Below are 25,755 nucleotides of genomic sequence, written 5' to 3'. Positions count from 1 at the left end.
GAGTACCGTCCGCGCACACTTCGCTTGAGGAGACCGACATGCTGGACATCGCCGAAGAACTCCACCGGTGGGTCGAGCAGGGCCGCGACTTCGCCGTGGCCACGGTGGTGGCCGTCGGCGGCAGCGCTCCCCGGCAGCCGGGTGCCGCCCTCGCCGTGGACGCCGGGGGCGCCGCGATCGGCTCGGTCTCCGGCGGTTGTGTGGAGGGCGCCGTCTACGAGCTGTGCCGACAGGCGCTGGCGGACGGCGAACCGATCCTCGAACGCTTCGGCTACAGCGACGAGGACGCCTTCGCGGTCGGTCTGACCTGCGGCGGCATCATCGACATCCTCGTCACCCCGGTGCGGACCGGCGACCCCGTCCGCCCGGTGGTCGCCGCCGCGTTCGCCGCCGCCGCGAGCGGGGAGGCGGCGGCGCTGGCCCGGATCGTCTCCGGCCCGGCGGACCTGCGGGGCCGCGCCCTGCTGGTCCGCCCGGACGGTTCGTACGACGGCGGCTACGGCGCCCACCCCGAACTGGACCGCACGGTCGCGGCCGAGGCGCGCGCCCTCCTCGACACCGGCCGCACGGGCACCCTGGAGATCGGAGAGCGGGGCTCACGGTGCGGAGCACCGCTCACGGTGCTCGTCGAGTCGTCCGTCCCGCCGCCCCGGATGATCGTCTTCGGCGCGATCGACTTCGCGTCGGCACTGGTCCGCGTCGGCAAGTTCCTCGGCCATCACGTCACCGTCTGCGACGCCCGCCCCGTGTTCGCGACCCGTGACCGTTTCCCGGAGGCGGACGAGATCGTCGTCGACTGGCCCCACCGCTACCTGGAGCGGACGACCGTCGACGCCCGTACGGTCCTCTGCGTCCTCACCCACGACGCCAAGTTCGACGTCCCGCTCCTCCGGCTCGCCCTGCGGCTGCCCGTCGCCTACGTCGGCGCGATGGGCTCCCGCCGCACCCACCTCGACCGCAACGAGCGACTCCGCCAAGTGGGCGTCACCGAGGTGGAGTTGACGCGGCTCCGGTCCCCGATCGGGCTCGACCTCGGGGCCCGCACACCGGAGGAGACGGCTCTCTCCATCGCCGCCGAGATCGTCGCGGCGCGGCGCGGCGGCAGCGGAGTCCCCCTGACCGGCGCGCACACCCCGATCCACCACGACGGTTCCCCCGAGGTCATGCGGCTGCCGAGCCTGCGGGTCTCCTGAGGCCCCACCCGAACCCGCGCCCGTGCCTTGACCCCCGCAGTGCCAGGGCGGACCGTGGCATCAGGACAACAGCATCACGGGGGCGGACAGTTGAGTGCGGCGAGCGACGAGGAGCGCCCGACCGGGGGCGCGGCTGGAAGCGGAAACGGGAGCGGGAACGGAAGCGGGGACGGGAACGGAAGCGGGAACGGAAGCGGGGACGGGAGCGGAAGCGGGGACGGGAGCGGCAGCCGGAACGGCGGCGGCCCGTCCCCGGGCGCCCCCGACCGCCCCGTCGACGACCGGCGGCTGTCCGCCGCCCCGACGGCCCTGCTCGGCCTCTTCCTCCTCGTCGACGTCGTCTTCGTCTGCGGGGCCCTCGTGACGCTCTGGCCCGTGGTGCTGGCGACGGTCGAGCCCGGGGCGGAGCCGACGGCCACCGCGCGCTGGTCGCCCTTCGGTCTCGGGGACTGGTCCGTGACCGCCGACACCGCGATGCTGCTCGCCGTGGTCGTGTGCAGCGCGCTCGGCAGCTTCGTCCACGCGGCCACGTCCTTCGCGACCTACGTCGGCAACCGGCGGCTCTACGCGAGCTGGCTGTGGTGGTACCTCCTGCGCGCCGGTATCGGCGTGGCCCTCGCCCTGCTCGTGTACCTCCTGCTGCGCGGTGGCCTGTTCGCGGGCAGCTCCGGCGCCGGTGCCACCAACCCGTACGGCTTCTCCGGCATCGCCGGGCTCTGTGGGCTGTTCTCCAAGCAGGCCACCGACAAGCTCCGCGAGATCTGCGACACCCTCCTCAGCACCACGGGCGACGGCGACCGCGACCGCCGCGACGGCCTGGCCGCGGCCCGTAACGGGGATCCGGGGGCGTCCTGACCGGCGGCCCCGGTCCGCGGTCGTCCCCGGAGGTTCACGCGGGCTTGCGCGCCAGCACGTACGCCTGTGGTGTGACCGCCGTGGTGTCCGGTCCGTCCGCCTCCCGGACCAGCCGTGCCGACTCGACGAACCCGGCGTCCGTCAGCAGCTCCGCGACGAGGCCGGGCGGGAAGCGGTGCACGTCGAGGTCGAGGGGATGACCGTACGCGTGCGACAGGTGCACGGACCCGTCCCCCACCTTGTACGCCAGCGCGAGGAGGCCGCCGGGAGCGAGGACACGGTGGAACTCACGGAAGAGGGGCGGGAGTCCGGCGGCCGGGGTGTGGACGGTCGAGTACCAGGCGAGGGCGCCCGCCAGGGAGCCGTCCCCGAAGTCGAGCGCGGTCATCGTGCCCACGTCGAACCGCAGCCGGGGGTGGGCCCAGCGGGCCACGGCGACCATCTCCGGTGAGAGGTCGATCCCGCAGATGTCGAGCCCCAGCGAGGCCAGATGCCCGGTGACCCGGCCCGGACCGCACCCCAGGTCCGCCACGCGGCCGCCTCCGGCGCCCAGCACCCGCTCGGCGAACACCCCCAGCATCGCCCGCTCGAACGGGCTGTTCGCCAGCTCGTCCCTCAGCAGCTTCTCGTAGTCGGCGGCGACCGTGTCGTAGGACGCCCGGGTGGCGTCCGAGTGGTGTGAGGTCATGTTCCTCGACAGTAGCCGGGGGGTCCGACAACGCCGTCGTGACCGGGAGCGGGGGACGCCGCCCGGTGACCGCCGCGCCGACGGCTCAGCCCGGCCGTCGGCCGTCGGAGGCGAGCAGCCCGTCCACGGCCCGTCCGAACATCCGTCGCGCCACGAGCGCCAGCGGCCGGTCGAGAAATCCTGGCAGCCCGCGCACCCGCAGGTCCTCCCGCCACACGACACGGGACGCGCCGGCACCATGCGGACGGACCTCGATCTCGGCCCACCCGGTGACGAACGAACCGTGCTTGACGAGACGGCACCTCCCGCCCGCCTCCCCCTCCGGCGGCTGCCAGACCGTCACCTCCATCGGGTCGTCGAAGGCCAGCGCGCCCACACCGCTGCGGGCCACGAACACCGTGCCCTCGCCGGTCGGGGGAGGCGTGCGGACGGTGACGCGGGTCAGCGGGACGACGCCGGCGTGCCGGGGCCAGTCGGTCAGACGCTGCCAGGCGCGGTCCGCGGGGAGCGGGGGGAGGCGTTCCAGGAGGAAGAGAACCACGAGGTGATCGTAGGTGCACGGGCCCGGCCCCGCCGGACCCGCACGGCCGTCCCGGCGCGGAGACCTACCGCCCCGCCCCGCCGTACGGCACGATGCGGCGCACCGCACGTCCGCCCCCGGCCGGAAGGTGCTCCCGTGGACGCCGAACTGCACGGCAGGCTCCACGAGTTGCAGCGGGATCCGTATCCGCACTACGCGCGGCCAGGGCGGCGGAGGGGCTGACGTGCGTCCCCGAGCTGGCCTCCTGGCTGGTGGCGCGGGACGCCGACGTACGGGAGGTGCTGCGGCGCGCGGAGGACTTCTCCTCGGCGAACGCGCTGCGCCCGGACGTCATGCCCGCCCCTGCGGCGCCGGCCGTGCTCGGCGGTGGCTTCGGCGGCTGCCCCGCCGTCGTCACCGCTGACGGCGCCCTGTACCAGGAACTGCGGGCCCTCATCGTGCGAGGGCTGTCGCCGGTGAGGGTCGCGGCGGTCCTCCCGTACGCCGAGGAGCGGGCCGCCGCCCTGATCGACGGCTTCGTCACGTGCGCCGGGGAGAGCGGCGAGGCCGGGAGCGGGGCAGGCGGCGGGGGCGGCCGGGTCGAGCTGATGTCCGCCTACGCGGGCCGGCTGCCCGGAGAGGTCATCGGGCGCCTCGTCGGGTGGCTGCGCGGCCGCGCCGCTCGTGATGCCGTATCCGCTCGCCTGGCTCCTCGCGACCTCCCTCGAGCCGGCGAACGAGGTGATCGCCGGCCTGGACCCGCTGCCGAGCGGACTGGAATGGTCCAACCGGCCGTGGCCACGGCGGCGCTGAGCGCCTGGATGCTGCTGCCCCTCGCCCTCCTCGTACCGGCGCCCGCGCCGGCGCTCACCGCCGTGGACGGCCGCGGAAAAGGGGTCGCCCCCCGGCCGGGCGTGTGATGGGCTGACGCACGCGCACGTCGACAGCGGGGGGAGCGGCGCACGGTGAACAGGCGGCGGCGGAAGAAGTGGTCCACACGGCTGGTGTCGGCCGCGATGGTCGGTGACACGGCGCGGGTCGAGACGCTGCTGCGGGCCGGAGCCCCTGCCGAGACGGCCGACGCCGCGGGGACGACACCCCTGTACGCGGCCTCCGTGCACGGAGCCGCCGACACGGTCCGTGTGCTGCTCGCGGCCGGGGCCCTGCCCGACACCGAGAGCGGGCGCGGCACGGAGGGCACACCGCTGTGCGCCGCCGCATGCTGGGGGCACACCGAGACGGTGCGCGCCCTCCTCGACCACGGCGCGGCCCCCGGCCTCCGCGAGGACCACGGCACGGGCCGCACCCCGCTCGACTGGGCGGCCGCCGGCCCCCACCCGGAGTCGGCGGCCCTGCTGCTCGCCGCGGGGGCGCGGCCTTCCTAGGGCCCGGTCGCGTCCGGCGCGGGGGCTATCCGTGCGGGTGGGAGGCGGGCGGGCCCGTGGTGCCGCGGACCTCCAGGGTCGGCGTCGTCAGGACGACCTTGCCGGGGCGCGTCGGGTCGGCGATGCGGTCGAGAAGGCACTGGGCGGCGGCCCTGCCGACGTCGTGGCTGGCGGCGTCCACGGTGGTGAGCCAGAGGTGGCGCAGACGGGCGAGGTAGGTGTTGTCGTAGCCGACGAGGGAGAGGTCGCGCGGCACCTTCAGGCCCAGTTCCTCGGCGGCGGAGAGGGCGCCCACGCAGGCCATGTCGTTGAACGCCACGACGGCGGTGGGGCGTTCGGCGGTGCCGAGCAGCCGGACCGTGGCGCGGTAGCCGCCCTCCTCCGTCAGGTCGCCCCGCTCGACGGACGCCAGATCGCCCAGCCCGTGCTCGCGCATCACCGTCTCGAAGCTGCGGCGGCGCAGCGCGCCGACCACGCCGTCCCCGGCGATATGGGCGATGCGCCGGTGCCCGAGGCCGATGAGATGCTCGGTGGCGAGACGGACGCCGAGCTGGTCGTCGCCCGCGACGACGTCCACCTGGGGGAGCGTGGGCTCCCGGGCGCCCGCCACCACGGTCGGGACGAGCCCGGCCGCCGTGCGCAGGGCCTCGGACGGCGGCAGCGTGCCGACCGCGATCAGCCCGTCGACCCGCAGCTCGGTGAAGGTGCGGGTGAGGTCCTCGCCGAGCCGCCGGTTGAGGTGGCCGTCGGCCAGCAGCATGCGCAGACCGTTGTCGTGCAGACGGGAGTTGAGGCCGTCCAGCAGTTCCACGAACCAGGGGTTGCGCATGTCGTTGAGGAGGACGCCGACCGTGCGGGTGCGGCGCTCGCTCAGACTGCGCGCGGCGGCGTTCGGCCGGTAGCCCAACTCGTCCACGGCCGTCAGCACGGCCTCCCGCTTCTCGGGGCGGACCTGGTCGGAGCCCCGCAGCACCAGGGAGACCAGGGACTTCGACACGCCGGCCCGCTCGGCGACATCGCGGATCGTCGGGGTCGCGGGTCCGGGTCTCATGGCCTGGACCGTTCCACAGCGTGGTGCCCGTGTCAAAGGGCTTGACAGTCACCGACCCTGCCCCACAATGTGAGCGGCGTACGCGTTTGGAACGGTCCAAAGAAGGGCGGTCATGGTGAGTGCGCTCGGTGTCGCCGTGGTGGGGTTCGGCTGGATGGGACGGGTGCACACGCAGGCGTACGCCCGCGTGGCCCACCACTTCCCGGGGCTGGCCCTGAGGCCCGAGCTGGTCACCGTCGTCGAGGAGGTGCCCGGCCGCGCCGAGGAGGCCGCCCGGCAGTTCGGGTTCGCCTCGACCGCCCGGGACTGGCGCGAGGTGGCCGCCGATCCCCGGATCCAGGCGGTCAGCATCACCGCGCCGAACTTCCTGCACCGGGAGATCGGCGTCGCCATGGCCGAGGCGGGCAAGCACATCTGGATCGAGAAGCCGGTCGGGCTCACCGCCGCCGACGCCCGCGCCGTCGCCGACGCGGCCGCCCGGTCCGGCGTCCAGGGCACCGTGGGCTTCAACTACCGCAACGCGCCCGCGGTGGAGGCCGCCCGCGAGCTGATCGCCGCCGGCCGGATCGGCACGGTCACCCACATCCGCATCCGCCTCCTCAGCGACTACGCCGCCCACCCCGACGGCGCCCTGACCTGGCGGTACGAGCGGGAACGCGGCGGCAGCGGCGTCCTCGGCGACCTTGCCTCGCACGGCGTGGACCTGGCCCGCTTCCTGCTCGGCGAGATCACCTCCCTGACCGCCGACACCGCGATCTTCGTCCCCGAGCGGGCCCGGCCCACCGGCGCCACCGCCGGGCACAGCCGCGCCTCGGGCGGCGAACTCGGCCCGGTCGAGAACGAGGACTACGTGAACTGCCTCCTCCGCTTCGCCTCCGGCGCCCGGGGTGTCCTGGAGGCGTGCCGGGTCTCCGTAGGGGAGCAGAACAACTACGGCTTCGAGATCCACGGCACCGAGGGCGCCCTCTTCTGGGACTTCCGCCGCATGGGCGAGCTCGGCGTCAGCACGGGGGAGGCCTACCAGGACCAGTCCGTGCACACCGTCTTCGTCGGCCCCGGCCACGGCGCGTACGGGGCCTTCCAGCCCGGCTCCGCCAACGCCATGGGCTACGACGACCTCAAGGTCGTGGAGGCGCACCACTTCCTGCGGTCGATCGCCGAGGGCACCCCGTACGGCACCACCCTGACCGACGCCGTGCACAGCGCCACCGCGCTGGACGCGATGAGCCGATCGGCCGGGTCGGGGGCGTGGGTGCAGCTCTGAGCCCGTGGGCGGACACCGCCGTCGGACCGTTCCCGCGCCCGGACTCCCGCTAGCCGTCGGTCAGTTGCGGACGAGGAGCTGGAAGTCGAAGGAGTAGCGCGAGGCCCGGTACACATGGGTGCCGAACTCCACCGCGCGCCCGGTGTCGTCGTACGCCGTGCGCTGCATGGTGAGGAGCGCGGCGCCCTCCGGCTCACCGAGGCGCTCGGCCTCCTCGGGGGTGGCGAGGCGGGCGCCGACGCTCTGGTGGGCGCTGTGCAGGGTGATGCCGGCGTTGCGCATCATCTGGTACAGACCCGTCGACTCCAGGCGCTCGGTGCCGAGGTCCAGCAGCCCGCCCGGCACGAAGTTCGCCAGGTACGCCACCGGCTGGCCGTGGGTCAGGCGCAGCCGCTCGACGAGATGCACCTCGTCGCCCTCGGCGATGCCCAGGGCGGCCGCGACCTCGGCGGAGGCCGTCCGGATCTCGCTCAGCAGCACCCTGGTCGTGGGCCGCTGCCCGGCCGCCTCCAGGTCGTCGTAGAGGCTGCTCAGCTCCAGCGGCCGTTTCACCTGGCTGTGCACCACCTGTGTCCCGACACCCCGGCGGCGTACGAGCAGGCCCTTGTCGACGAGCGACTGGATGGCCTGCCGCACGGTCGGGCGGGAGAGGCCGAGCCGGCCCGCGAGTTCGATCTCGTTGCCGAGCAGGCTGCCGGGGCCGAGGGCGCCGTTCTCGATCGCCGACTCCAGCTGCTGGGCCAGCTGGTAGTACAGCGGCACCGGGCTGCTCCGGTCGACGCTGAGGCCGAGACTCCCTGTACTCCCCGTGGTCGCGCTGGTCACGCCCATGAGAGTAGCCCTCCGTCCGGATGACAGGAACCCCTGTCATCGCATTGTCCTGACATGATCCGCGATTCGCTGGGATCCAGGCCTTGGGCGGCGCCGAGGGGGTTCCGTCGTGAGCCCCTCGGCGGCGTTCCGCGACCCGTCAGAGGTGGCGCCGCCGGCCCGCCGCGTCGCGGTCGTACGCCGCGCGCGCCTCCACGGCCGCCGGACGGGAGGCGGTCTCGGCGACCGGGACGTCCCACCAGGCCTGCGCGGGCGGAGCGGTGGGCGCCGGGTCCGTCTCCACGTACACACAGGTCGGCCGGTCCGAGGCGCGGGCCGTCGTGAGAGCCTCGCGCAGTTCCCGCACCGTCTTGGCGCGGACGACGTCCATGCCGAGGCTGGCCGCGTTCGCCGCCAGGTCCACCGGGAGCGGGGCGCCGGAGAAGGTGCCGTCGGCGGCGCGGTAGCGGTAGGCGGTGCCGAAGCGCTCGCCGCCGACAGACTCGGACAGGCCGCCGATGGAGGCGTACCCGTGGTTCTGGAGGAGGACCAGGTTGACCGGCAGACCCTCCTGGACGGCCGTGACGATCTCCGTCGGCATCATCAGGTACGTGCCGTCCCCGACCAGCGACCAGACGGCCGTGCCGGGCGCCGCCTGCTGGACACCGATCCCGGCGGGGATCTCGTAGCCCATGCAGGAGTAGCCGTACTCCAGGTGGTACTGGCGCGGGCTGCGGGCCCGCCAGAGCTTGTGCAGGTCCCCCGGGAGCGAACCGGCCGCGTTGATGACCACGTCCTCGTCCCCGACGACCGCGTCCAGGGCGCCGAGCACCTGGGTCTGGGTGGGCGCGGCGTTCTCGTCGGCCGGGGCGTAGGCGGCCTCGACGACCTGCTCCCACCGCTCCTTGCCGGCCCGGTACTCCGCCTCGTACGCCTCGCTCACCCGGTGGCCCTCCAGCGCCCCGGTCAGCGCGGTGAGACCGGCCCGCGCGTCGCAGACGACCGTCCGGGCCGACAGCTTGTGGGCGTCGAACGCGGCGATGTTGAGGTTGACGAAACGGACGTCCGGGGTCTGGAAGAGGGTGTTCGAGGCGGTGGTGAAGTCGGTGTAGCGGGTGCCGACGCCGATGACCAGGTCGGCGGTGCGGGCGATGTCGTCGCAGACGGCCGTGCCGGTGTGGCCGATGCCGCCGAGGTCGCCCGGGTGGTCGAAGCGCAGGGACCCCTTGCCGGCCTGGGTGGACGCGACCGGGATGCCCGTGGCGTCGACCAGGGCCTTCAGCGCCTCCTCGGCCTCGCTGTGGTGGACGCCGCCGCCCGCGACGATCAGCGGCCGCCGCGCGCCGCGGACCGCCCGCACCGCCTCCGCCAGCTCCACCGGGTCGGGCACGGGACGCCGTACGCGCCACACGCGCTCGGCGAAGAACTCCTCAGGCCAGTCGTACGCCTCCGCCTGGACGTCCTGGGGGAGAGCGAGGGTGACGGCGCCGGTGTCGGCCGGGTCGGTGAGGACCCGCATGGCGTTCAGGGCGGCGGGGATCAGCGCCTCGGGGCGGGTGATCCGGTCGAAGTGACGGGAGACGGGGCGCAGGGTGTCGTTGACCGAGACATCGGCCTCGGTGGGGTGCTCCAACTGCTGGAGCAGCGGGTCGGCGGTGCGGGTCGCGAAGTAGTCGCCGGGCAGCAGCAGTACGGGGAGCCGGTTGATGGTGGCGAGGGCGGCGCCGGTGACCAGGTTGGTGGCGCCGGGGCCGATGGAGGTGGTGACCGCCTGCGCGGAGAGCCGGTTCAGCTGGCGGGCGTACCCGACGGCGGCGTGCACCATCGACTGTTCGTTGCGGCCCTGGTGGAAGGGCATCGTCTCCTCGCCGGCCTCCAGGAGCGCCTGGCCGAGGCCCGCGACATTGCCGTGGCCGAAGATGCCCCAGGTCCCGGCGATCAGCCGGTGACGCTCCCCGTCGCGCTCGGTGTACTGCGCGGACAGGAACCGCACCAGCGCCTGGGCGACGGTCAGACGGCGGGTGGGGGACTGGGGCATCGGGACCTCACGGGTTGGGATGGGTGGGGTGTCGGGCGGGTGGTGCGGAGCTGTCACGTGGGTGGGGCTGGTCCTGAAGGACCAGGTCCTGCGGGCCTGGAGGGCACGGGCGCACTCCCGGCCTGTCAGGACCGCGGGGAACCGCGCGAGAAGGCCACCGGGCCGCGGACGAACGAGGACCAAGGATCCCCTTCAGCACCTCGCACCGGGCCGCGCAGCGGGGTTCGACACGCGCGGGAAGGACGCCGGTCTGCAACGGATGGAGATCGATTCCGACACGGCCGTCGTGACCGGAACGAAGGATTCGGCGGACTCGGGCATGCGCGTCGCTCCTCGGGCGGGGGATGCGGGCCTCCGGAGGCCCGCGGCGCCCGGGGATGCGCGCGCTCGGGTCCGGATGTATCCCAGGTGTAGGACCCGGAACGACCCCCTGTCAAGGCTTTGTACTGACATCCTGACTTGCTCCTGAAATAATGTCTTAACAAAGCCTTGACAGGGGGGTCCGCCAGGGGTTTGTATCCCGTCCCAACGAATCAGCGCAGTCGGCCTACCGGCACAATGATCCGGACTTTCCGAGTCCGGGCCCGCGCGGGCGCTCCGCCCGACGCTGTCCCGATCCCTTTCCCCCCGTCGCACAGTGAGGTGCAGGAAAGATGGACCGCACGTTTCACTCCCGCTCACGCAGAGTGGCCCCCTTCTTCGCCATGGCCGCCGCGTCCGCGCTGCTGATAGCCGGCTGCTCCAGCGGTTCCGGCGGCAAGAAGTCCGAGGAGGGCGGGGCGGACGCCTCCGCGGGCAAGGCGAACACCCCCCGGATGAAGGTCGCGCTGGTCACCCACCAGGCCCCCGGCGACACCTTCTGGGACATCGTCCGCAAGGGCGCGCAGGCGGCGGCCGCCAAGGACAACATCGAGCTGATCTACTCGGCGGACCCGAACGCCGGCACCCAGGCCAACCTCGTGCAGAACGCGATCGACCAGAAGGTCGACGGCATCGCCATCACCCTCGCCAAGCCCGACGCGATGAAGGACGTCGTGGCCAAGGCGACCAAGGCGGGCATCCCCGTCGTCGGCCTCAACTCCGGTCTGAGCGACTGGCAGAACCTCGGTCTGATGTCCTTCTTCGGGCAGGACGAGAGCGTGGCGGGCGAGGCGTTCGGCAAGCGGCTGAACGACGTCGGTGCGAAGAAGGCCGTCTGTGTCGTGCAGGAGCAGGGCAACGTCGGCCTGGAGCAGCGCTGCGCCGGTGTGAAGAAGACCTTCGAGGGCGACACCGAGATCCTCAACGTCACGGGCACCGACATGCCGTCCGTGAAGTCGACCATCACCGCCAAGCTCAAGCAGGACACCGCCATCGACTACGTGGTCGCCCTCGGTGCCCCCTACGCCCTGACCGCGGTCCAGTCGGTCGCGGACGCCGGCAGCAAGGCGAAGATCGCCACCTTCGACCTGAACAAGGAGCTGACGGACGCCATCAAGAGCGGTGACATCCAGTTCGCGGTGGACCAGCAGCCGTACCTGCAGGGCTACCTGGCCGTGGACTCGCTGTGGCTCTACAAGAACAACGGCAACTACAGCGGCGGTGGCGAGCAGGCGGTGCTGACCGGCCCCGCGTTCGTCGACCAGAAGAACGTCGACACGATCGCCAAGTTCGCCGCGAAGGGCACCCGGTGATCTGAATGACCCAAGCAACGGCTCCGGCGGCGAGTTCCTCGCCGCCGGCTCCGCCGGCCGGCACCCAGAAGGACGGGCGCACCGCGCAGCGTTCGCTCGGGCGCAGGCTGCTGGCCCGCCCTGAGGTCGGGGCGCTGATCGCCGCGATCGGGGTGTACGTCTTCTTCTTCTCGGTGGCCCCGTCCTTCCGGGAGGCCGGTTCGCTGGCGACCGTGCTCTACCAGGCCTCCGTCATGGGCATCATGGCGATCCCGGTGGCCCTGCTGATGATCGGCGGCGAGTTCGACCTGTCCGCCGGTGTCGCGGTCACCACCTCCGCCCTGACCGCCGCGATCCTGAGTTTCCAGCTCACGGTGAACGTGTGGACGGGCGTGTTCGTCGCGCTGATCGTGTCGCTGGCCGTGGGGGCGTTCAACGGCTGGCTGCTGATCAGAACCGGTCTGCCCAGCTTCCTCGTCACGCTGGGCTCGTTCCTGATCCTTCAGGGCTCGAACCTGGCGGTGACGAAGATCTTCACCGGCAACGTCGCCAGCGACTCCATCAGCGACATGGACGGCTTCGACCAGGCCAAGAGCGTCTTCGCCTCCGAGGTCGGCATCGGCGGCGTGGACGTCAAGGTCACGGTCTTCTACTGGCTGGCGTTCGCGGCGATCGCGACGTGGCTGCTGCTGCGCACGAGGTTCGGCAACTGGATCTTCGCTGTCGGCGGGAACAAGGACAGTGCGCGGGCCGTCGGCGTGCCCGTGAACTTCACCAAGGTCGCCCTGTTCATGGGGGTCGGCGCGGGCGCGTGGTTCGTGGGCATGCACCTGCTGTTCTCGTTCAACACCGTGCAGTCCGGTGAGGGCGTGGGCAACGAGTTCCTGTACATCATCGCCGCGGTGATCGGCGGCTGTCTGCTGACCGGCGGTTACGGCTCGGCGGTCGGCCCGGTGATCGGTGCCTTCATCTTCGGCATGGTCTCGCAGGGCATCGTCTACGCCAACTGGAACCCCGACTGGTTCAAGGCCTTCCTCGGCGTGATGCTCCTGATCGCCGCCCTCGTCAACTTGTGGGTCCGCAGCCAGGCGACCCGGAGGTGAACCACCCCATGACCGACCCCAACGGATCAGCGGCCGACGGTGCGGCCGCGAACGACGCCCCGGACAGCGCCCCGAACGGCGCTACGAGCGGCGCCGCGAAGGACACCGTGAACAGCGCCGGGAAGGACACCGCGCACGGTGCCGCGCGGGACGCGGCGCCCGGCTCGGACGCCCCGGTCGTCGAGCTGCGCGAGGCGGGCAAGTCCTACGGCAACATCCGCGCCCTGCACGGCGTGAACCTCGCCGTCCACCCCGGCCGTGTCACCTGTGTCCTGGGCGACAACGGCGCCGGCAAGTCCACCCTGATCAAGATCATCTCCGGCCTGCACCAGCACACCGAGGGCGAAGTCCTCGTCGACGGGAAGCCGGTGCGGTTCACCACCCCGCGCGAGGCCCTGGACGCGGGCATCGCCACCGTCTACCAGGACCTGGCCACCGTGCCCCTGATGCCGGTCTGGCGCAACTTCTTCCTCGGCTCCGAGATGACCAAGGGCCCCTGGCCCGTGCGCCGCCTCGACATCGAGCGGATGAAGAAGACCGCGGACGAGGAACTGCGGAACATGGGCATCGTCCTGGACGACCTCGACCAGCCCATCGGCACCCTGTCCGGCGGCCAGCGCCAGTGCGTCGCCATCGCCCGCGCCGTCTATTTCGGCGCCCGGGTCCTCATCCTGGACGAGCCCACCGCCGCCCTCGGCGTCAAGCAGTCCGGCGTGGTGCTGAAGTACATCGCCGCCGCCCGCGACCGCGGCCTCGGCGTCATCTTCATCACCCACAACCCCCACCACGCCTACATGGTCGGCGACCACTTCAGCGTCCTGCGCCTGGGCACCCTCGAACTGAGCGCCGCCCGCGACCGGGTCAGCCTCGACGAACTCACCAACCACATGGCCGGCGGCACCGAACTCGCCGCCCTCAAGCACGAACTGGCCCAGGTGCGCGGTGTCGACGTCGAGGAACTCCCCGAAGCGGAGGAACTCACCGCACCCGCGGCCGCCTCGAAGGACGGGGCCGCGTAACACCCCGGCCGCCGCTCCCCGCGAGCGGTCGCGCCGGTGACACGGCCGCGGTCGTCAGGACGGCTCTCCGGAACCCATGGGTGCCCCGTCACCCGCAGGGCGCCCGGGAGAGGCGTCCTGCCGACCGCGGCCGTGCGCCGACGGCGGTCCGGGAGACGAAGTCCCCTGCCGGTCACCGCGGTTCACCAGCCCCGGACCGGCGTTCCGGCGCCGCGGCCGAGGCCGGGGCGCCGTCCGCCCGGTTCACGACTTGGCTGGCGATCGCCTTGCTGTTCGGTTACCGGGCCGTCACCATGAGGTGTGCCGCCCGGAGCCGTACGCTCGAGGAGACGCCTATGGACAGGTACGAGCAGCCCTTCGCCACGAGCGTCGTCAGGGACTTGCACGACACCTCACTGGACGAGGTGCCGGAGTCCGCTCAGGAGTCGGCCATGGCAAGGACGCTCGCAGGTGGCGGAGAGCCGGTGGCCGCCTTCCAGTCGTCGCTCTGACCGGCCCGGCCGGAACGACGGGGAACCGTACCGGTGACGGGGGCGGCGCGGCCCTTCCGCCAGTTCGTGATCAAGGTGCACAGCCGGTGCGATCTGGCCTGTGACCACTGCTACGTCTACCAGCACGCCGACCAGAGCTGGCGGCGACGTCCGGGGGCGATGTCCGAGGAGACGTTCCGTCGTACGGCCGAGCGGATCGCCGAGCACGCCGCCGCCCACCGGCTCCCCCGCGTCCATGTCGTCCTGCACGGCGGAGAACCGCTGCTCGCCGGACGGGAACGGCTGCGCGGCCACGCCCGCGCACTGCGCTCGGCCCTCGACGGCGTGGCCGCGCTCGATCTGCGGATGCAGACCAACGGACTCCTGCTGGACGACGCGTTCTGCGCGATGCTCGTCGAGGAGTCCGTCGTCACCAGCGTCTCGCTCGACGGGGACCGGGCGTCGAACGACCGGCACCGCGTCAGACGGGACGGCTCCGGCTCGTACCACGACGTGGTGCGCGCGGTGCGCCTGCTGGGCGCGCCGGCCCACCGCTCCGCCTTCGGCGGGCTGCTGTGCACGATCGACGTCGAGAACGACCCGGTGGAGGTGTACCGGGCACTGGCCGAACTCGACCCGCCCGCCGTCGACTTCCTCCTGCCACACGCCACCTGGGAGTATCCGCCGCCCCGCCCCGGCGGGGAGACCGGCACCGAGTACGCCCACTGGCTGATCGCCGTGCACAAGCAGTGGACCGCGGACGGCATGCCGATGCGGATCCGGATGTTCGAGTCGATCAGCCGGCTGAGCCGGGGTCGCGGCAGCCTCACCGAGGCGCTGGGGCTGGGCAGTTCGGACCTGCTCGTGGTGGAGACCGACGGCGCCGTGGAGCAGGCCGACTGGTTGAAGACGGCCTATCCGGGCGCCCCCGAGACCGGGATGCACATCGACACCCACCGTCTGGAGGAGGCGGCAGCGCACCGGGGCATCCAGGCCCGCCGCGCCGGCCTGGACGGCCTCAGCGCGCAGTGCCGTGCCTGTCCCGTCGTGACGGTCTGCGGCGGTGGCCTCTACGGGCACCGCCACCGCAGGTCCAACGGCTTCGACAACCCCTCCGTCTACTGCGCCGACCTGCTGAGGATCATCGAGTACGTCCAGGGCGCGGAACGCGACGACGCCGACGTCCGGCACGGCTGGCACGGTCTGTCCTGGGTCCACTTCGACGAACTGGCCGCCGGGCACGGCAGCACGGCGGCGGTCCGGTCGCTGGCAGCGGCCCAGAACAGCCAGCGGCGGGCCCTGCTGGCGGCCGCCCGCCGCGCGGACACCCAGGGACCGGGCACCCAGGGACCGGCCCACCCGGGACCGGGCAGCCCGGCGCCGGTCCCGGGGCACGGCACGGAGCCCGGTGGCCCGGCGGATGCGGCACCCGGCTGGGACGCGGTCCTCGCCCTGCCCGCCGCCGCACTGGACGTGCTGCTCGCCGACCCGTACCTGCGCGTATGGGCCCTCGCCTGCGGCCAGTCGGTACGACGGCGAGCCGAGGGCCATCCGGCGGAGGCCGCCCTGTCGGCCGTCGCGCGCACCGGGGGCCGGCTCACCCTGGACGTCCCGCTGCGGCACGGCTCCGAGGGCCCGGCGATCCATCTGCCCGGCATCGGACGGCTGTTGCTGCGCGGCGACGGCCGCGACCACCCCTCCCGCACGGTCACGGTGACGGCGGCCGACACCGCCCTCACCGTCGAGGGACGCGTCCTGGGCCGGGAGCGGCCCCCCGACGGCATGATCTGGCAGCCGCTGCGCCATCTGTCCGCGGACGGACTGGACGTGGCCCTGGACGACCTGGACCCCTCCCGCGACTGCTACGGCTACGCGCCCCGCCCCCGGCTGCCCGAGGCCGAGTTCCGGCGCTGGGAGACGATGTTCGGCGAGGCATGGGAGCTGATCCGGACCGAGTACGCCGACTACGCGCAGGGCATCGCCGCCGGACTCACCACGGTCACCCCGCTCACGCCCGCCCCGTCCGGCGACGACGTCAGCGCCACCTCGCGGCACGCCTTCGGGGCCGTCGGCATCGCGCTGCCCCGCTCGGCCGAAGACCTGGCCCTGTTGCTGGTCCACGAGTACCAGCACGTCAAACTGGGCGCGATGCTCGACATGTTCGACCTGCTCGACGGCGCCGACGAGCGCCGCTACCGCGTGCTGTGGCGGCCCGACGCCAGACCCCTCGACGCCATCGTCCAGGGGGCCTACGCCCATCTCGCCGTCGCCGACGTGTGGCGGATCAGGCTCCGCCGCGGCGCGACCGGCGTGGGCGCCACCCTGTACGAACGCTCCCGCGCGGAGGCGGACAGATGGCGTACGGCCGTGCTGGACGCGCTCGACACCGTGGCCGGAACCGGCTCGCTGACCGCCCTGGGCCACCGTTTCGTACGCGGACTGAGAGGTGAGGCCGAAACACTGGGCGGAGTGGCCGAAACGGGCCCGATCGCGGTGTAATGGTCAGCCAACTCCCGCTCCTCGCACCCGTGTCCGGTACAACTTGCTCCGGCCCGACCCCTGGCACCGGCAGTGGTTCTCGCGTTCCAATGGATCCTTGGAGGAGATCCGGCTGCGATGTCCGGGGCCTGGGAGGGGCCCGCGGTGGGCTTACGGGGGAGGGGAAAGGCGAGTCCATGGTTCAGGCGGTATCTCAGGCGACTCGGTCGGCGGATTCCTCCGATCCGTACGTGTTCTTCATGAGCTACGCACGGACACCGCTGGCGGGGATGCGGGTCAGGAAAGACGCGTCGGACGTGGCGCTGGAACAGTTCCACGTGCAGTTATGCAGCGACATCATGCAGCTGACCGACCATGACGGTCAGGAGCTGCCGGGATTCCTGGACAAGAGAATGCACCCCGGGGACGACTGGGAGGGACGGCTCAAACAGGCCCTGGCCACCTGCCGGGTCTTCGTGCCGATCTACAACAGCCGCTACTTCAGGCGGGAATGGTGCGGCAAGGAATGGGACGCCTTCGCGCGGCGCCAGCAGCTCCGTACCCGGCCCTACACGGGCAACGCGATCATCCCCGTCCTGTGGGTGGGCGAGCAGCATCTGACGCTGCCGACCGTCGCGGCCAAGGTGCAGTACGCCCATCCCGATCTGGGTAAGGATTACCTGCAGTCCGGCCTCTACGGGCTGAAGCAGGCGGGCCGCCACGCCAAGTACCGCAGCTCCGTATGGGCGCTCGCCCAGATGATCGTCAAAGTGGCCCAGCAGACCAGCCTTGAACCGTGCGACGTGGAGCTGTTCAGTGACCTCCGGAACGTCTTCGAGGGGGAATAGCGGGATGCCGATGTTCTTCATGAGCTATGCGCGTGTTCCTGCTCCCCAACACCGGGACATCTCGCAGGACCCCAACCGGCTGGTCTTCCAGTTCTTCGACGAACTGTGCGAGAGAGTGGCTCGCCACGCGAATCTGCGTGGGGTGGAGGAGGCCGGTTACGTCGAGCGGCCCGGCGCGCCTGGGGAGAAGACGATCGAGGCCCTGCTCGGCTGCCAGGTCTTCGTTCCGCTGTACTCGCAGCGGTACTTCAGCAATCCGCAGTGCGGGCGTCAGTGGACCGCCGTCACCCAGGGGACTGGCCGGGGGGCGCGGCCGAGCATCGTCCCAGTGCTGTGGACACGGTACTCACCCACGTCCTTCCCGGCGACGATCAAGGCGAAGCAGCAGTACCCCGAGGTCCCGGAGGGCTTCGGCGAGACCGCCGAGAACTACGCCTCCATGGGGCTGCACCGCCTGCTCGACCAGGTGCTCGACCTGACCGAACGACCGGACCCGGACGACGAGCACATGGCGGCGCAGTTCTCCGCCCAGGTCGCCCAGCTCACCGACTGGCTCGCCCGGCGCATCGTCGCCGAGGCGGCCACGGTGCCCCGGCAGCCCCCGGCGCACTCCGGTGGGGGGCGGACGGCCGAACCGGCCACCCTGGCCGGGCTGGACGACGCCTTCGCCGATCCGCCCTTCGCCTCCCCGCTGCACATCACCGTGCTCGCCCCGACCGAGGAGCAGTTACCGGTCGGCCGTGACAACACACGCTACGGCCCCCGCGTCGACGACTGGCGGCCCTACGGGCCGGCGGTGGGACCGCTGGTCGAGCAGATGGAGGCCCTGGCCCGCAACCTCGGCTTCGAGCCCACCGTGCATCCCTTCCACAAGCACCAGGCGGAGCTGAGGAGCACGGAGATCCCGACGGCGCCCTGGATCCTGGTGGTGGACCCATGGGCTCTGGAGGATCCTCAAATGGCGTCCCAGGCAAGGGAGTTCGACAGGGCCCGCCGTCCCTGGACGGGCGTGCTGAGTACTCTGGCGGGCGACGACCTGCAGACCAAGGAACAGTCCGACCGGCTGCGCGGACTGCTGCTCTCCCACTTCCCCCGCTTCCTCAGCGAGGGGCGGACGGGGGAGCAGGAGGCGGTACGCGGCCTGGGCGGGGCGGATGTCTTCACCCGCTGGTTCAGCGAGCTGGCCGAGGCGACCAAGATCCGGTATCTACGGTACATTCATTCGCAATTGTCCCGGAGCGCCGTTGACGCCCGGGATGTTCCGGAATCCGGTGCGGACCTGCCCCGACGGCCCGACGCCGGCAGGGACGACGGGGCACCGAGCGACGGACGTCGCGTGGAGGGCAGGCCATGACCGGCGACGACGCGGGCAGGATCATCACGTTCTACTCGTACAAGGGCGGTACGGGACGGACGATGGCGCTCGCCAACACGGCCTGGATCCTGGCCTCCGCGGGCAAGGCGGTCCTGGTCGTCGACTGGGACCTCGACGCTCCCGGCCTGGACCGCTTCCTGCACCCCTTCCTCAGCGAGAACCAGCTGCGTTCCACGCCCGGCGTGCTCGAACTGGTCAGCCGCTCCACCCAGTCCATGCTCCAGTCCTCCGCGGTCGCGGAGCAGAAACGCCCGGGCGAACTGGATTCCGAATCGTCGATCTCCGTCGACATGTGGGCGGCCGACGGCATCCCCCTCAACAGCTGCCTCATCCAGGTCGACTGGGACTTCCCCGAGGGCGGCCAGCTCTACTACCTCCCGGCCGGGACGAAGAACAAGGGCTATCTGTCGGCGTTCTCGCAGTTCGACTGGAAGCCCTTCATGGACGGGCCGCTGGCCACCAGGTTCCTGGAGGCGCTCAAGCGCGAGTTCGTCGGCAACTTCGACTACGTCCTCATCGACAGCCGCACCGGGCTCAACGACATCTCCGACATCTGCACCGTCAACCTGCCCCACACCCTGGTCACCTGCTTCACCCCGAGCAGCCAAAGCATCGAGGGCGCGGCCGGCGTCGCCGAGCGCATCGACGGGATGTACGGCAACCGCGACATCCGTATCCTGCCGGTCCCCATGCGCGTCGAGAACGCCGAGGCCGACCGGCTGGACGCCGCCCGCGGGCAGATCGCGTACCGCTTCGACCGGGTCGTGCGCAAGCACATCCCGCACCAGGACCCGGAGGACTACTGGGGGAGCGTGGAGATCCCCTACCGGCCCATCTACTCCTACGAGGAGACACTGGCCCCCTTCCGTGAACAGCCCGGGGACCCCAAGAGCCTGCTCGCCGCCTACGAGCGGCTCACCGAGGTCATCACCGAGGGGCAGGTCGCCTCCATGCCGCGCATCGACGAGCCGCTGCGCCGCAAGACCCTGGAGCGGTACACCCGCCACCGTCCGCCGCGCATCTCCGACGTCTACGTCAGCTTCGTTCCCCAGGACCGCAGTTGGGCCCACTGGGCGGGCGCGGTCCTGGAGCAGGCCGGTTTCAAGGTGCACCTGGCCCAGGAGGGCACGGTCGAGAGCGCGCAGCGCAGGGACGAGATCGAGCGCGGCGTCGAGTCGGCCTCGCACACCCTGGTCATCTTCTCCGAGGCGTACCTGAGATCGTCCCGCTTCCGCACCACCTGGGAGGCGGTCTACGCCGAGGGCGACCGGCGCTCCCACCAACTGGTCTCGATGCAGGTCGACCGCAAGCTGTCGCTGGACGCCCCCTTCACGGAGCAGCTCGCCGACATGACCCGCTGCGACACCGGGGAGGCCGGCCGCGAGGCGTTGCTGAGCAGCTTCGGCCGGTCGGCGGAGGCGCTGACGCGCAATCACTTCACCGGCGCGGAGCAGAAGCTGCCCCGCTTCCCCGGCGCGGAGCCGCCGATCTTCTCGGTCCCGCTGCGGACCTCCTCCTTCACCGGCCGCACCGAACTGCTGGAGGGCATCCGGGCGAAGCTGTGGCGGGAGGACACCAGAGCCCTGGTCCTCAAGGGCATGGGCGGCGTGGGAAAGACCCTGCTGGCGCAGGAGTTCGCCTATCGCTACCGGAGCGACTACGACGTCATCTGGCACATCCAGGCCGAGCAGACGATCCCGGCCGTCGAGGAGTACGCGCGGATGGCCGCGCCGCTGGGGCTGTCGGAGCGGACGAACCCGACGGACACCGCGAAGACCGTGTACGAGGCGCTCAACCACGGTGAGCCGTACGGCAGTTGGCTGGTCATCCTGGACAACGTGACCGAGGCCGACTATCTCCCCGAGTTCATGATGGACGGCCGGGGCGGCCATGTGCTGATCACCAGTCAGCGCTCGGAGGGCTGGGGCAGGTTCGTCGACACCGTCGACGTCCCCGTGTTCGAGCGGGACGAGAGCATCGCCCACCTGCACAGCCGCCTGCCCGACTGCGGCTGGACGGAGGCCGACCAGATCGCGGAGGCCCTGGGCGACCTGCCGATCGCCATCGAACGCGCCGCGGCCTACATCGAGCAGACCCGGGTCGACGTCCGGGGCTACATCAAGCAGCTCCAGCCCCAGGCCACCGGAGCCCCCGCCGACAACACGGTCGGCGAGGTCGTCAAGTCCAGCACCAACACCTGGGAGTTCGCTCTCAAGCACCTCAAGGAGAACTTCCCGCCGGCGGTGCAGCTCCTGCAGATCTGTTCCTACTACAGCCCCGAGCCGATCTCCATGGACCTGCTGGAGGGCTTCGAGGTCTCCCGGGCCCTGGGCGGAGCACGTACGGTCTCCCGCGCCTACAAGGAGCTGAGCCGTTTCTCCCTGGTCACGGTCGACCGCAAGGCCCGGAGCCTGACGGTGCACCGCATGATGCAGATCGCCATGCGCGAGGAGATGACCGAGGCGGAGCGCGCGGACGCCCGCGAGGTGGTCTACCGCTCGCTGATCGCCGCCCGGCCCAACGGGGACGACCCCGAGAACCCCAACACCTGGGAGAAGTACCGCATCATCTGGCCGCACCTCGGCACCCCCTGGGCCGAGACGTCCTCCGACGAGGGCATCAGGGAACTCTTCGTCGACCGCGTCCGCCAGCTGCGCCGCCGGGGTGAGCTGACCCAGGCCATGGACTACAGCGTGCGCCGGGTGGACGCCTGGACCGCACTGGGCCCGCCGGACGAACGCTGGACGCTCCACATGCGCTTCCAGATCGCCAACATCCTGCGCGCCCAGGGCAGATACGAGGAGTCGCTCTCCCTGGACCAGGAGATCCTGGCGCGACAGCTCGCCGTGCTCGGCGACAAGGACGACCAGCACATCCTCATGACCACCAGCAGCATCGCCGCCGACCTGCGCGGTCTGGGCCGCCTGACGGAGGCACTGCGCTACGACAAGGAGACGTACCAGAGATACGAGCTGATCTACGGCGAGGACCATGCGCGCACCCTCAGCGCGGCCAACAACCTCGCGGTCGCCCTGCGCCTGTCCGGCGACTACTACAAGGCGCGCGAACTGGACCGCAGGACACTGGAACTGCGGGAGGCGATCCAGCTCCATGACCATCCCCTCACCATCGAGTCGGCGGTCAACCTCGGTCGCGACCTGCGTGACTGCGGGGACTACGAGGAGTCCGTCACCCTGCTGAAGCGCGCCTACGAACGCTGTCTGCGCAACCCGCGCCTCACCCAGGGCTCGCCGACCGTGCTCAACACGGCCAAGGGCCTGGCCGGTTCACTGCGCCGCGCGGGCCAGCCGGTGGAGGCCGAGGAACTCGTCCGCCATGTGCTGAGGAGCACCCCCGAGGGGGAGAAGGGATCGTCCTCCGAACGCTCGCTGCTGGAGATGAGCCTGGCGGGCGACATGGCCGCGCAGGGCCGCGTCGAGGAAGCGCTGACCCTCATTCGCAGAGTCCTCGACGACCTGCGCAACAACCTGGGGGACGGCCACTCCCAGACGGTGGCCTGCTCGGTCAACTACGCCGTCCTCCTGCTGGACGACATCGCCACCATCCGCCCCGAAGCGGCGGAGAGGGCCTATGAGTTGCTGGTCTGGGCGCAGGGGACGTTCTGCGAACTCAACGGCGACCACCATCCCTATGTGCTCATCTGCCGCGCGAACCTCGCCGTGGCGGAGGCCGCGCTCGGCAAGTGGGACGAGGCCAGGAGGACCAGCCACGACGCCTACGAACTGCTCAAGGAGGTGCTCGGTCCCACCCACCCGTCGACGCTGACCTGCGCCGGGAACCTGGCCGTCGTCCTCAGCCACCTGGGCCGGGCCGACGCGGCCCGCACCAAGCACCATGACACCCTGGCCGCGCTGAGCAAGCGCATCGGCCGGGAACACCCCCGTGTGGTGGCCCTCCAGGAGTGGAAGCTCAGCTGCCTCGACCTGGAGCCGCACCCGATCTGAGCACGACGGGCCCCTGCGCGCGGCCGGTGCCGGTGTCGGCGGCGGCCGCGCACCTCGCGCGCGGGGGTGCCGGCTCAGCGCCCTGCGGTGTCCCGGGCCCAGGCGAGCACCTGGGGAAGGGCCGGGAGCGCCGCGAAGTGGGCGACGGACGGCTGCAGTACGGCCTTGGCCGAGGGGATCCGCTTGGCCAGCCAGTGGAAGTGGGCGACAGGGGCGAACACGTCGCGCTCGCCGTGCCACAGCATCACGGGCACCGCACCGTCGATCTCCTTGAGTTCGAACCCCCAGTGTGTCCGGAAGGCGACCAGGTCGTCCACCCAGCCCATCGGCGCGCGCGGATCGACCGACTCCTCCTCGCCCTGCTCCGCCCGGCCCACCGCCGACAGATAGTTCCGCAGGAGGTGCTGGCGGATTCCGGCGTCCTCGACGATCACCCGGTCGGCGCTCGGCATCTCCTCCCGCAGGGACGCGAGGAACACGGTCGGATCGCGGCGGATGGTCTCGGCGTTACGGGCCAGCAGTGCCCCCAGTTCGGTCACGTCGGGGGCGTGGCGGTCGAGCAGGTCGTAGGTCGACACATTGGACTCGGACATCTCCTTGTGCCAGTCGAGTCCGTCGCCGTCGGCCTCGGGCGGGGCGAGCGAGACCAGCGCCGCGACGCTCGCCACCTGGCTGCCGATGTTCCGGGCCGCGCAGGCCAGGGCGTGCGGCGCGCCTCCCGACCTGCCCACCACGGAGTACTTCTTGAGGTCCAGGTCCTCGGCGATGGTACTGACGTCCACGGCGGCGTCGACCACCGTGCGTCTGCGATGGCGGTCGGAGCCGCCGTACCCCGGCCGGTCGTAGGCGATGAGCCGTACACCGAGCTTGTGGAGGTCGAAGGTGCGCAGCCGGGGCCCGAGTCGGCTTCCGGGAGTTCCGTGCAGCAGAAACACCGGGTGTGCGTCCGGATCGCCCCAGGTCTCGTAGGCGATCGTCCGTCCGCCGGACGGCGTCTTCACTGTCTTGACCACCCGATGCCCTCCCGTGCCAGCGGCTGTGGAGTGAAGCGCGGGACCTCCCAGCATTGCGCATGGGAGGCCCCGCTCCTAGTAGCTGCTCAGCCGTTCTGGCTTCATGTGGCAAGAATTGGGTAAACGTGGGCCACTCGGCTGTTCACGCCCCAAGGTAGTGCACCGGGGCACGAGTCGCCGGATGAGGATGGAATTCATGGTGACCGAGTGAGCCATGGGATATCCCGCCTCATCGCGCTTCCGACGCCCGTTCCGCACCTTCGTGATGCCCGGCACCTGGGTGAACACACATCCCTCGTACGGAGCAGGACGGACGCTGACGTTCCGGAAAGTGGCGCGTGTCACGCCCCCGGCGCCGGCTCGGGGCGGTGCACACCGCGCGGCCGATAGCCCAGGATGTCGGAGCGGCCCAGGAGGTCCGCCAGCAGCCAGACGATCGCCAGCCACATCTCCGTGCCCTGCAACCCCGGCTCCGGGCCGGGCCCCGCCGTGCCCGCTCCGAAACCGAACCCCCGGCCGTCCTGCCAGCGGGTCAGGACCGCGGCGAGTCGTCGCTCGGCCCACTCGCGGACCTCGGCCGAGCGGTAGCCGTCGCCGTCCGCGCCCGCACCTCCCGACTGCCGTGTGCACAGCCACAACGGATGGGCTACGTCGAGGACGTTGCAGGCGTTCTCGCGGCCCGCGCCGAAGTGGCGTACGTCGCGGGCGTGGTCCAGGACCGCGTCCACGACCCTCTCCGGATGCGGCACGGGTACCCCGTACTGGGCGAAGGAACCCCGTGTCAGCCGGTAGTAGCCGTTGACGACCTGGAGACGGCCGTCGGCGGTCGAGGGGCTGCCCCACATACCGGTCCAGGGGTCGGCCCGGGTGAGGAGCCACCCGAAGAGTGCTTCGAGGGTGCCCGGGGTGAGGCCGGTGGCGTCCGGGTGCCGGAGATTCCAATGGGCCGCGGTGGCCCAGGAGTCGACCCAGGCGCCCGCTCCCCATGCCTGGTCCCGCCAGGGCAACTTGGTCAAGCGGTCCATGAGTTGCTGGGCCGTCATGTCTTCTATGCCCTGGATCGGTCGGGGGAACGACGCCCCCAGGAGATCCAGTGCGTAACCCACCGACAGGACGTGGTAGAGCGCCGGGCCCTCGCCGACGAAGCCGTCGGGGTCCGGGCGCGGCGGCCGGTCACCGAACTCGGGCACCAGACCGGTCTGCGGGTCCTGGAGCGAGGCCAGCCGCTCGATGTGCTGCTCCTCGGCCAACTGTTCGGGCACCGAGGCCAGGAGGAGGTCGGCGATCTCCACGGCGTCGCAGTGCGCCCGCACGGTGGGGGCGGCGCCGGGGCGGTCGGTGTAATGGGCGCCGTTCCAGCAGCGGGCGAGGATGCCGGCGGCCTGGGCGCGCGCGGTGTCGGCGAACCGGGCCAGTGTGTCGTCGGTGACCCCGCTGCCTGCATCCCGCGCCACGGGGCGCCGCCGGCCCCCGGTCTCCTGCCGGCCCTTCGTCTCCTGCCCGCCTTCCGTCTCCGGTAGGGCCTTCGTGTCCCGCCGGTCCCGGATCCGCCGCGCCGGGTTCCCTGCCGCCACCGACCACGCGGGCACGTCCTTCGTCACCACCGCCCCGGCACCGATGACGCAGTGGTCGCCGATGGTGACCCCGTCGACGACCACCACATGGGAGCCGATCCAGACGTCGTCGCCGACGGTGACGCCCCGGCTGGTCTGGGGCTGGCGGAAGACCGGCTGGTCGGGAGCGGTCGAGTGGTTGAAGCCGAGGAGCGAGGTGTGGGCACCGATGCGTACGCCGGTGCCCAGACGGACGGTGCCGCGGACCACGGTGAACGGGTTCAGCGTGCAGTCCGTGCCGGTGCTGAGGTCGCCGGTGACGTAGGCGTGGGCGGCGATGTACGAGTCGGCGCCGAGGAGGAGCCGGTCGGGGAAGACCGCCGCCGAGCCGGCCACGTAGCAACGCTCGCCCACCTCGCTGGCGGCGCCGAGGGACCGCTGCCGTTCACGTTGCGCGGCTCGCTGCTCGGTGGTC

The 25,755-nt window shown here is 71.8% G+C and carries 19 protein-coding genes and 1 pseudogene; 13 read left to right on the top strand and 7 right to left on the bottom strand.

Translation table 11 applies throughout. The features are described from left to right. Positions 1-38: 38 nt before the first annotated feature. Together ACFU5F_RS25400 and ACFU5F_RS25395 are read left to right on the top strand one after the other, a co-directional pair. Entirely contained in the window at positions 39-1,193 is a 1,155-nt protein-coding gene (locus ACFU5F_RS25400; protein WP_383891464.1) for an XdhC family protein, read from the top strand. Between the two features lie 90 nt (positions 1,194-1,283). Then, complete coding sequence (locus ACFU5F_RS25395; protein ID WP_383891461.1) at positions 1,284-2,048, top strand: hypothetical protein; 765 nt, start codon at positions 1,284-1,286, stop codon at positions 2,046-2,048. Positions 2,049-2,082: 34 nt separating this feature from the next. Here the strand turns inward: ACFU5F_RS25395 and ACFU5F_RS25390 are convergent, their stop codons facing one another. Together ACFU5F_RS25390 and ACFU5F_RS25385 are read right to left on the bottom strand one after the other, a co-directional pair. Next, positions 2,083-2,736, bottom strand: a complete 654-nt coding sequence (locus ACFU5F_RS25390) for a class I SAM-dependent DNA methyltransferase (protein WP_383891458.1) — start codon at positions 2,734-2,736, stop codon at positions 2,083-2,085. 85 nt (positions 2,737-2,821) lie between these two features. Next, positions 2,822-3,277: an SRPBCC family protein gene (locus tag ACFU5F_RS25385; RefSeq protein ID WP_383891456.1), complete on the bottom strand. Its 456-nt coding sequence runs from the start codon at positions 3,275-3,277 to the stop codon at positions 2,822-2,824. 666 nt (positions 3,278-3,943) lie between these two features. Here ACFU5F_RS25385 and ACFU5F_RS25380 point away from each other — a divergent pair. Beyond that, positions 3,944-4,045, top strand: a pseudogene (locus tag ACFU5F_RS25380) (carbohydrate ABC transporter permease); the annotation flags it as partial. 176 nt (positions 4,046-4,221) lie between these two features. Beyond that, positions 4,222-4,641 carry an ankyrin repeat domain-containing protein gene (locus ACFU5F_RS25375; RefSeq protein WP_383891455.1) on the top strand — a complete coding sequence of 140 codons (420 nt, stop codon included), beginning with the start codon at positions 4,222-4,224 and terminating at the stop codon, positions 4,639-4,641. 25 nt (positions 4,642-4,666) lie between these two features. On the opposite strand, the gene ACFU5F_RS25370 is transcribed toward ACFU5F_RS25375, so the two are convergent. Continuing rightward, positions 4,667-5,692, bottom strand: a complete 1,026-nt coding sequence (locus tag ACFU5F_RS25370; RefSeq protein ID WP_383891453.1) for a LacI family DNA-binding transcriptional regulator — start codon at positions 5,690-5,692, stop codon at positions 4,667-4,669. 112 nt (positions 5,693-5,804) lie between these two features. On the opposite strand from ACFU5F_RS25370, the gene ACFU5F_RS25365 reads away from it, so the two are divergent. Continuing rightward, entirely contained in the window at positions 5,805-6,956 is a 1,152-nt protein-coding gene (locus tag ACFU5F_RS25365; RefSeq protein WP_383891450.1) for a Gfo/Idh/MocA family protein, read from the top strand. Between the two features lie 60 nt (positions 6,957-7,016). Here ACFU5F_RS25365 and ACFU5F_RS25360 read toward each other — a convergent pair whose 3' ends face one another. Then, a complete protein-coding gene (locus ACFU5F_RS25360; RefSeq protein ID WP_383891447.1) occupies positions 7,017-7,787 on the bottom strand; it encodes a GntR family transcriptional regulator in 771 nt (256 codons plus the stop codon). 139 nt (positions 7,788-7,926) lie between these two features. Continuing rightward, a complete protein-coding gene (gene iolD / locus ACFU5F_RS25355) occupies positions 7,927-9,804 on the bottom strand; it encodes a 3D-(3,5/4)-trihydroxycyclohexane-1,2-dione acylhydrolase (decyclizing) (RefSeq protein ID WP_383891445.1) in 1,878 nt (625 codons plus the stop codon). A 653-nt stretch (positions 9,805-10,457) separates the two neighbouring features. Between iolD and ACFU5F_RS25350 the strand changes: the two genes are divergently transcribed. The 8 genes from ACFU5F_RS25350 to fxsT all read left to right on the top strand — a co-directional run bounded on the left by ACFU5F_RS25350 (position 10,458) and on the right by fxsT (position 22,714). Beyond that, entirely contained in the window at positions 10,458-11,477 is a 1,020-nt protein-coding gene (locus tag ACFU5F_RS25350; protein ID WP_383891443.1) for a sugar ABC transporter substrate-binding protein, read from the top strand. A 5-nt stretch (positions 11,478-11,482) separates the two neighbouring features. After that, positions 11,483-12,559 carry an ABC transporter permease gene (locus ACFU5F_RS25345; protein ID WP_383891441.1) on the top strand — a complete coding sequence of 359 codons (1,077 nt, stop codon included), beginning with the start codon at positions 11,483-11,485 and terminating at the stop codon, positions 12,557-12,559. Positions 12,560-12,567: 8 nt separating this feature from the next. Next, the gene (locus tag ACFU5F_RS25340; protein ID WP_383891437.1) at positions 12,568-13,578 is read left to right on the top strand and encodes an ATP-binding cassette domain-containing protein; all 1,011 of its coding nucleotides are present in this window, start codon (positions 12,568-12,570) and stop codon (positions 13,576-13,578) included. 335 nt (positions 13,579-13,913) lie between these two features. Then, entirely contained in the window at positions 13,914-14,069 is a 156-nt protein-coding gene (gene fxsA / locus ACFU5F_RS25335) for an FxSxx-COOH cyclophane-containing RiPP peptide (protein ID WP_063649857.1), read from the top strand. Between the two features lie 33 nt (positions 14,070-14,102). After that, positions 14,103-16,547: an FxsB family cyclophane-forming radical SAM/SPASM peptide maturase gene (locus ACFU5F_RS25330; RefSeq protein WP_383891433.1), complete on the top strand. Its 2,445-nt coding sequence runs from the start codon at positions 14,103-14,105 to the stop codon at positions 16,545-16,547. Between the two features lie 239 nt (positions 16,548-16,786). Beyond that, a complete protein-coding gene (locus tag ACFU5F_RS25325; protein WP_383891430.1) occupies positions 16,787-17,374 on the top strand; it encodes a TIR-like protein FxsC in 588 nt (195 codons plus the stop codon). 19 nt (positions 17,375-17,393) lie between these two features. Then, positions 17,394-18,728: an FxsC protein gene (gene fsxC / locus ACFU5F_RS25320; protein ID WP_383891427.1), complete on the top strand. Its 1,335-nt coding sequence runs from the start codon at positions 17,394-17,396 to the stop codon at positions 18,726-18,728. Continuing rightward, positions 18,725-22,714, top strand: a complete 3,990-nt coding sequence (gene fxsT, locus ACFU5F_RS25315; RefSeq protein ID WP_383891425.1) for an FxSxx-COOH system tetratricopeptide repeat protein — start codon at positions 18,725-18,727, stop codon at positions 22,712-22,714. Before fsxC ends, fxsT begins: the two co-directional genes overlap by 4 nt. A gap of 74 nt (positions 22,715-22,788) precedes the next feature. Here the strand turns inward: fxsT and ACFU5F_RS25310 are convergent, their stop codons facing one another. Beyond that, on the bottom strand, positions 22,789-23,727 hold the full coding sequence (locus ACFU5F_RS25310) for an alpha/beta fold hydrolase (protein ID WP_383891422.1): 939 nt from the start codon (positions 23,725-23,727) through the stop codon (positions 22,789-22,791). Between the two features lie 341 nt (positions 23,728-24,068). Continuing rightward, positions 24,069-25,755 (bottom strand): acyltransferase (locus tag ACFU5F_RS25305; RefSeq protein ID WP_383891420.1); only part of this gene is annotated, 1,687 nt, incomplete at its 5' end.

This window comes from Streptomyces sp. NPDC057438, assembly GCF_042802995.1.
In the GTDB taxonomy this organism is placed as follows: Bacteria; Actinomycetota; Actinomycetes; order Streptomycetales; family Streptomycetaceae; genus Streptomyces.
This window is presented reverse-complemented; position numbering and strand designations above follow the sequence as displayed.

Coding starts and splice junctions, on each gene's coding strand:
- ACFU5F_RS25325 (WP_383891430.1), top strand. CDS start 16,787: ATGAGCTACGCACGGACACCGCTGGCGGGGATGCGGGTCAGGAAAGAC.
- ACFU5F_RS25370 (WP_383891453.1), bottom strand. CDS start 5,692: ATGAGACCCGGACCCGCGACCCCGACGATCCGCGATGTCGCCGAGCGG.
- iolD (WP_383891445.1), bottom strand. CDS start 9,804: ATGCCCCAGTCCCCCACCCGCCGTCTGACCGTCGCCCAGGCGCTGGTG.
- ACFU5F_RS25340 (WP_383891437.1), top strand. CDS start 12,568: ATGACCGACCCCAACGGATCAGCGGCCGACGGTGCGGCCGCGAACGAC.
- fsxC (WP_383891427.1), top strand. CDS start 17,394: ATGAGCTATGCGCGTGTTCCTGCTCCCCAACACCGGGACATCTCGCAG.
- ACFU5F_RS25400 (WP_383891464.1), top strand. CDS start 39: ATGCTGGACATCGCCGAAGAACTCCACCGGTGGGTCGAGCAGGGCCGC.
- ACFU5F_RS25390 (WP_383891458.1), bottom strand. CDS start 2,736: ATGACCTCACACCACTCGGACGCCACCCGGGCGTCCTACGACACGGTC.
- ACFU5F_RS25345 (WP_383891441.1), top strand. CDS start 11,483: ATGACCCAAGCAACGGCTCCGGCGGCGAGTTCCTCGCCGCCGGCTCCG.
- ACFU5F_RS25365 (WP_383891450.1), top strand. CDS start 5,805: ATGGTGAGTGCGCTCGGTGTCGCCGTGGTGGGGTTCGGCTGGATGGGA.
- ACFU5F_RS25350 (WP_383891443.1), top strand. CDS start 10,458: ATGGACCGCACGTTTCACTCCCGCTCACGCAGAGTGGCCCCCTTCTTC.
- fxsT (WP_383891425.1), top strand. CDS start 18,725: ATGACCGGCGACGACGCGGGCAGGATCATCACGTTCTACTCGTACAAG.
- fxsA (WP_063649857.1), top strand. CDS start 13,914: ATGGACAGGTACGAGCAGCCCTTCGCCACGAGCGTCGTCAGGGACTTG.
- ACFU5F_RS25360 (WP_383891447.1), bottom strand. CDS start 7,787: ATGGGCGTGACCAGCGCGACCACGGGGAGTACAGGGAGTCTCGGCCTC.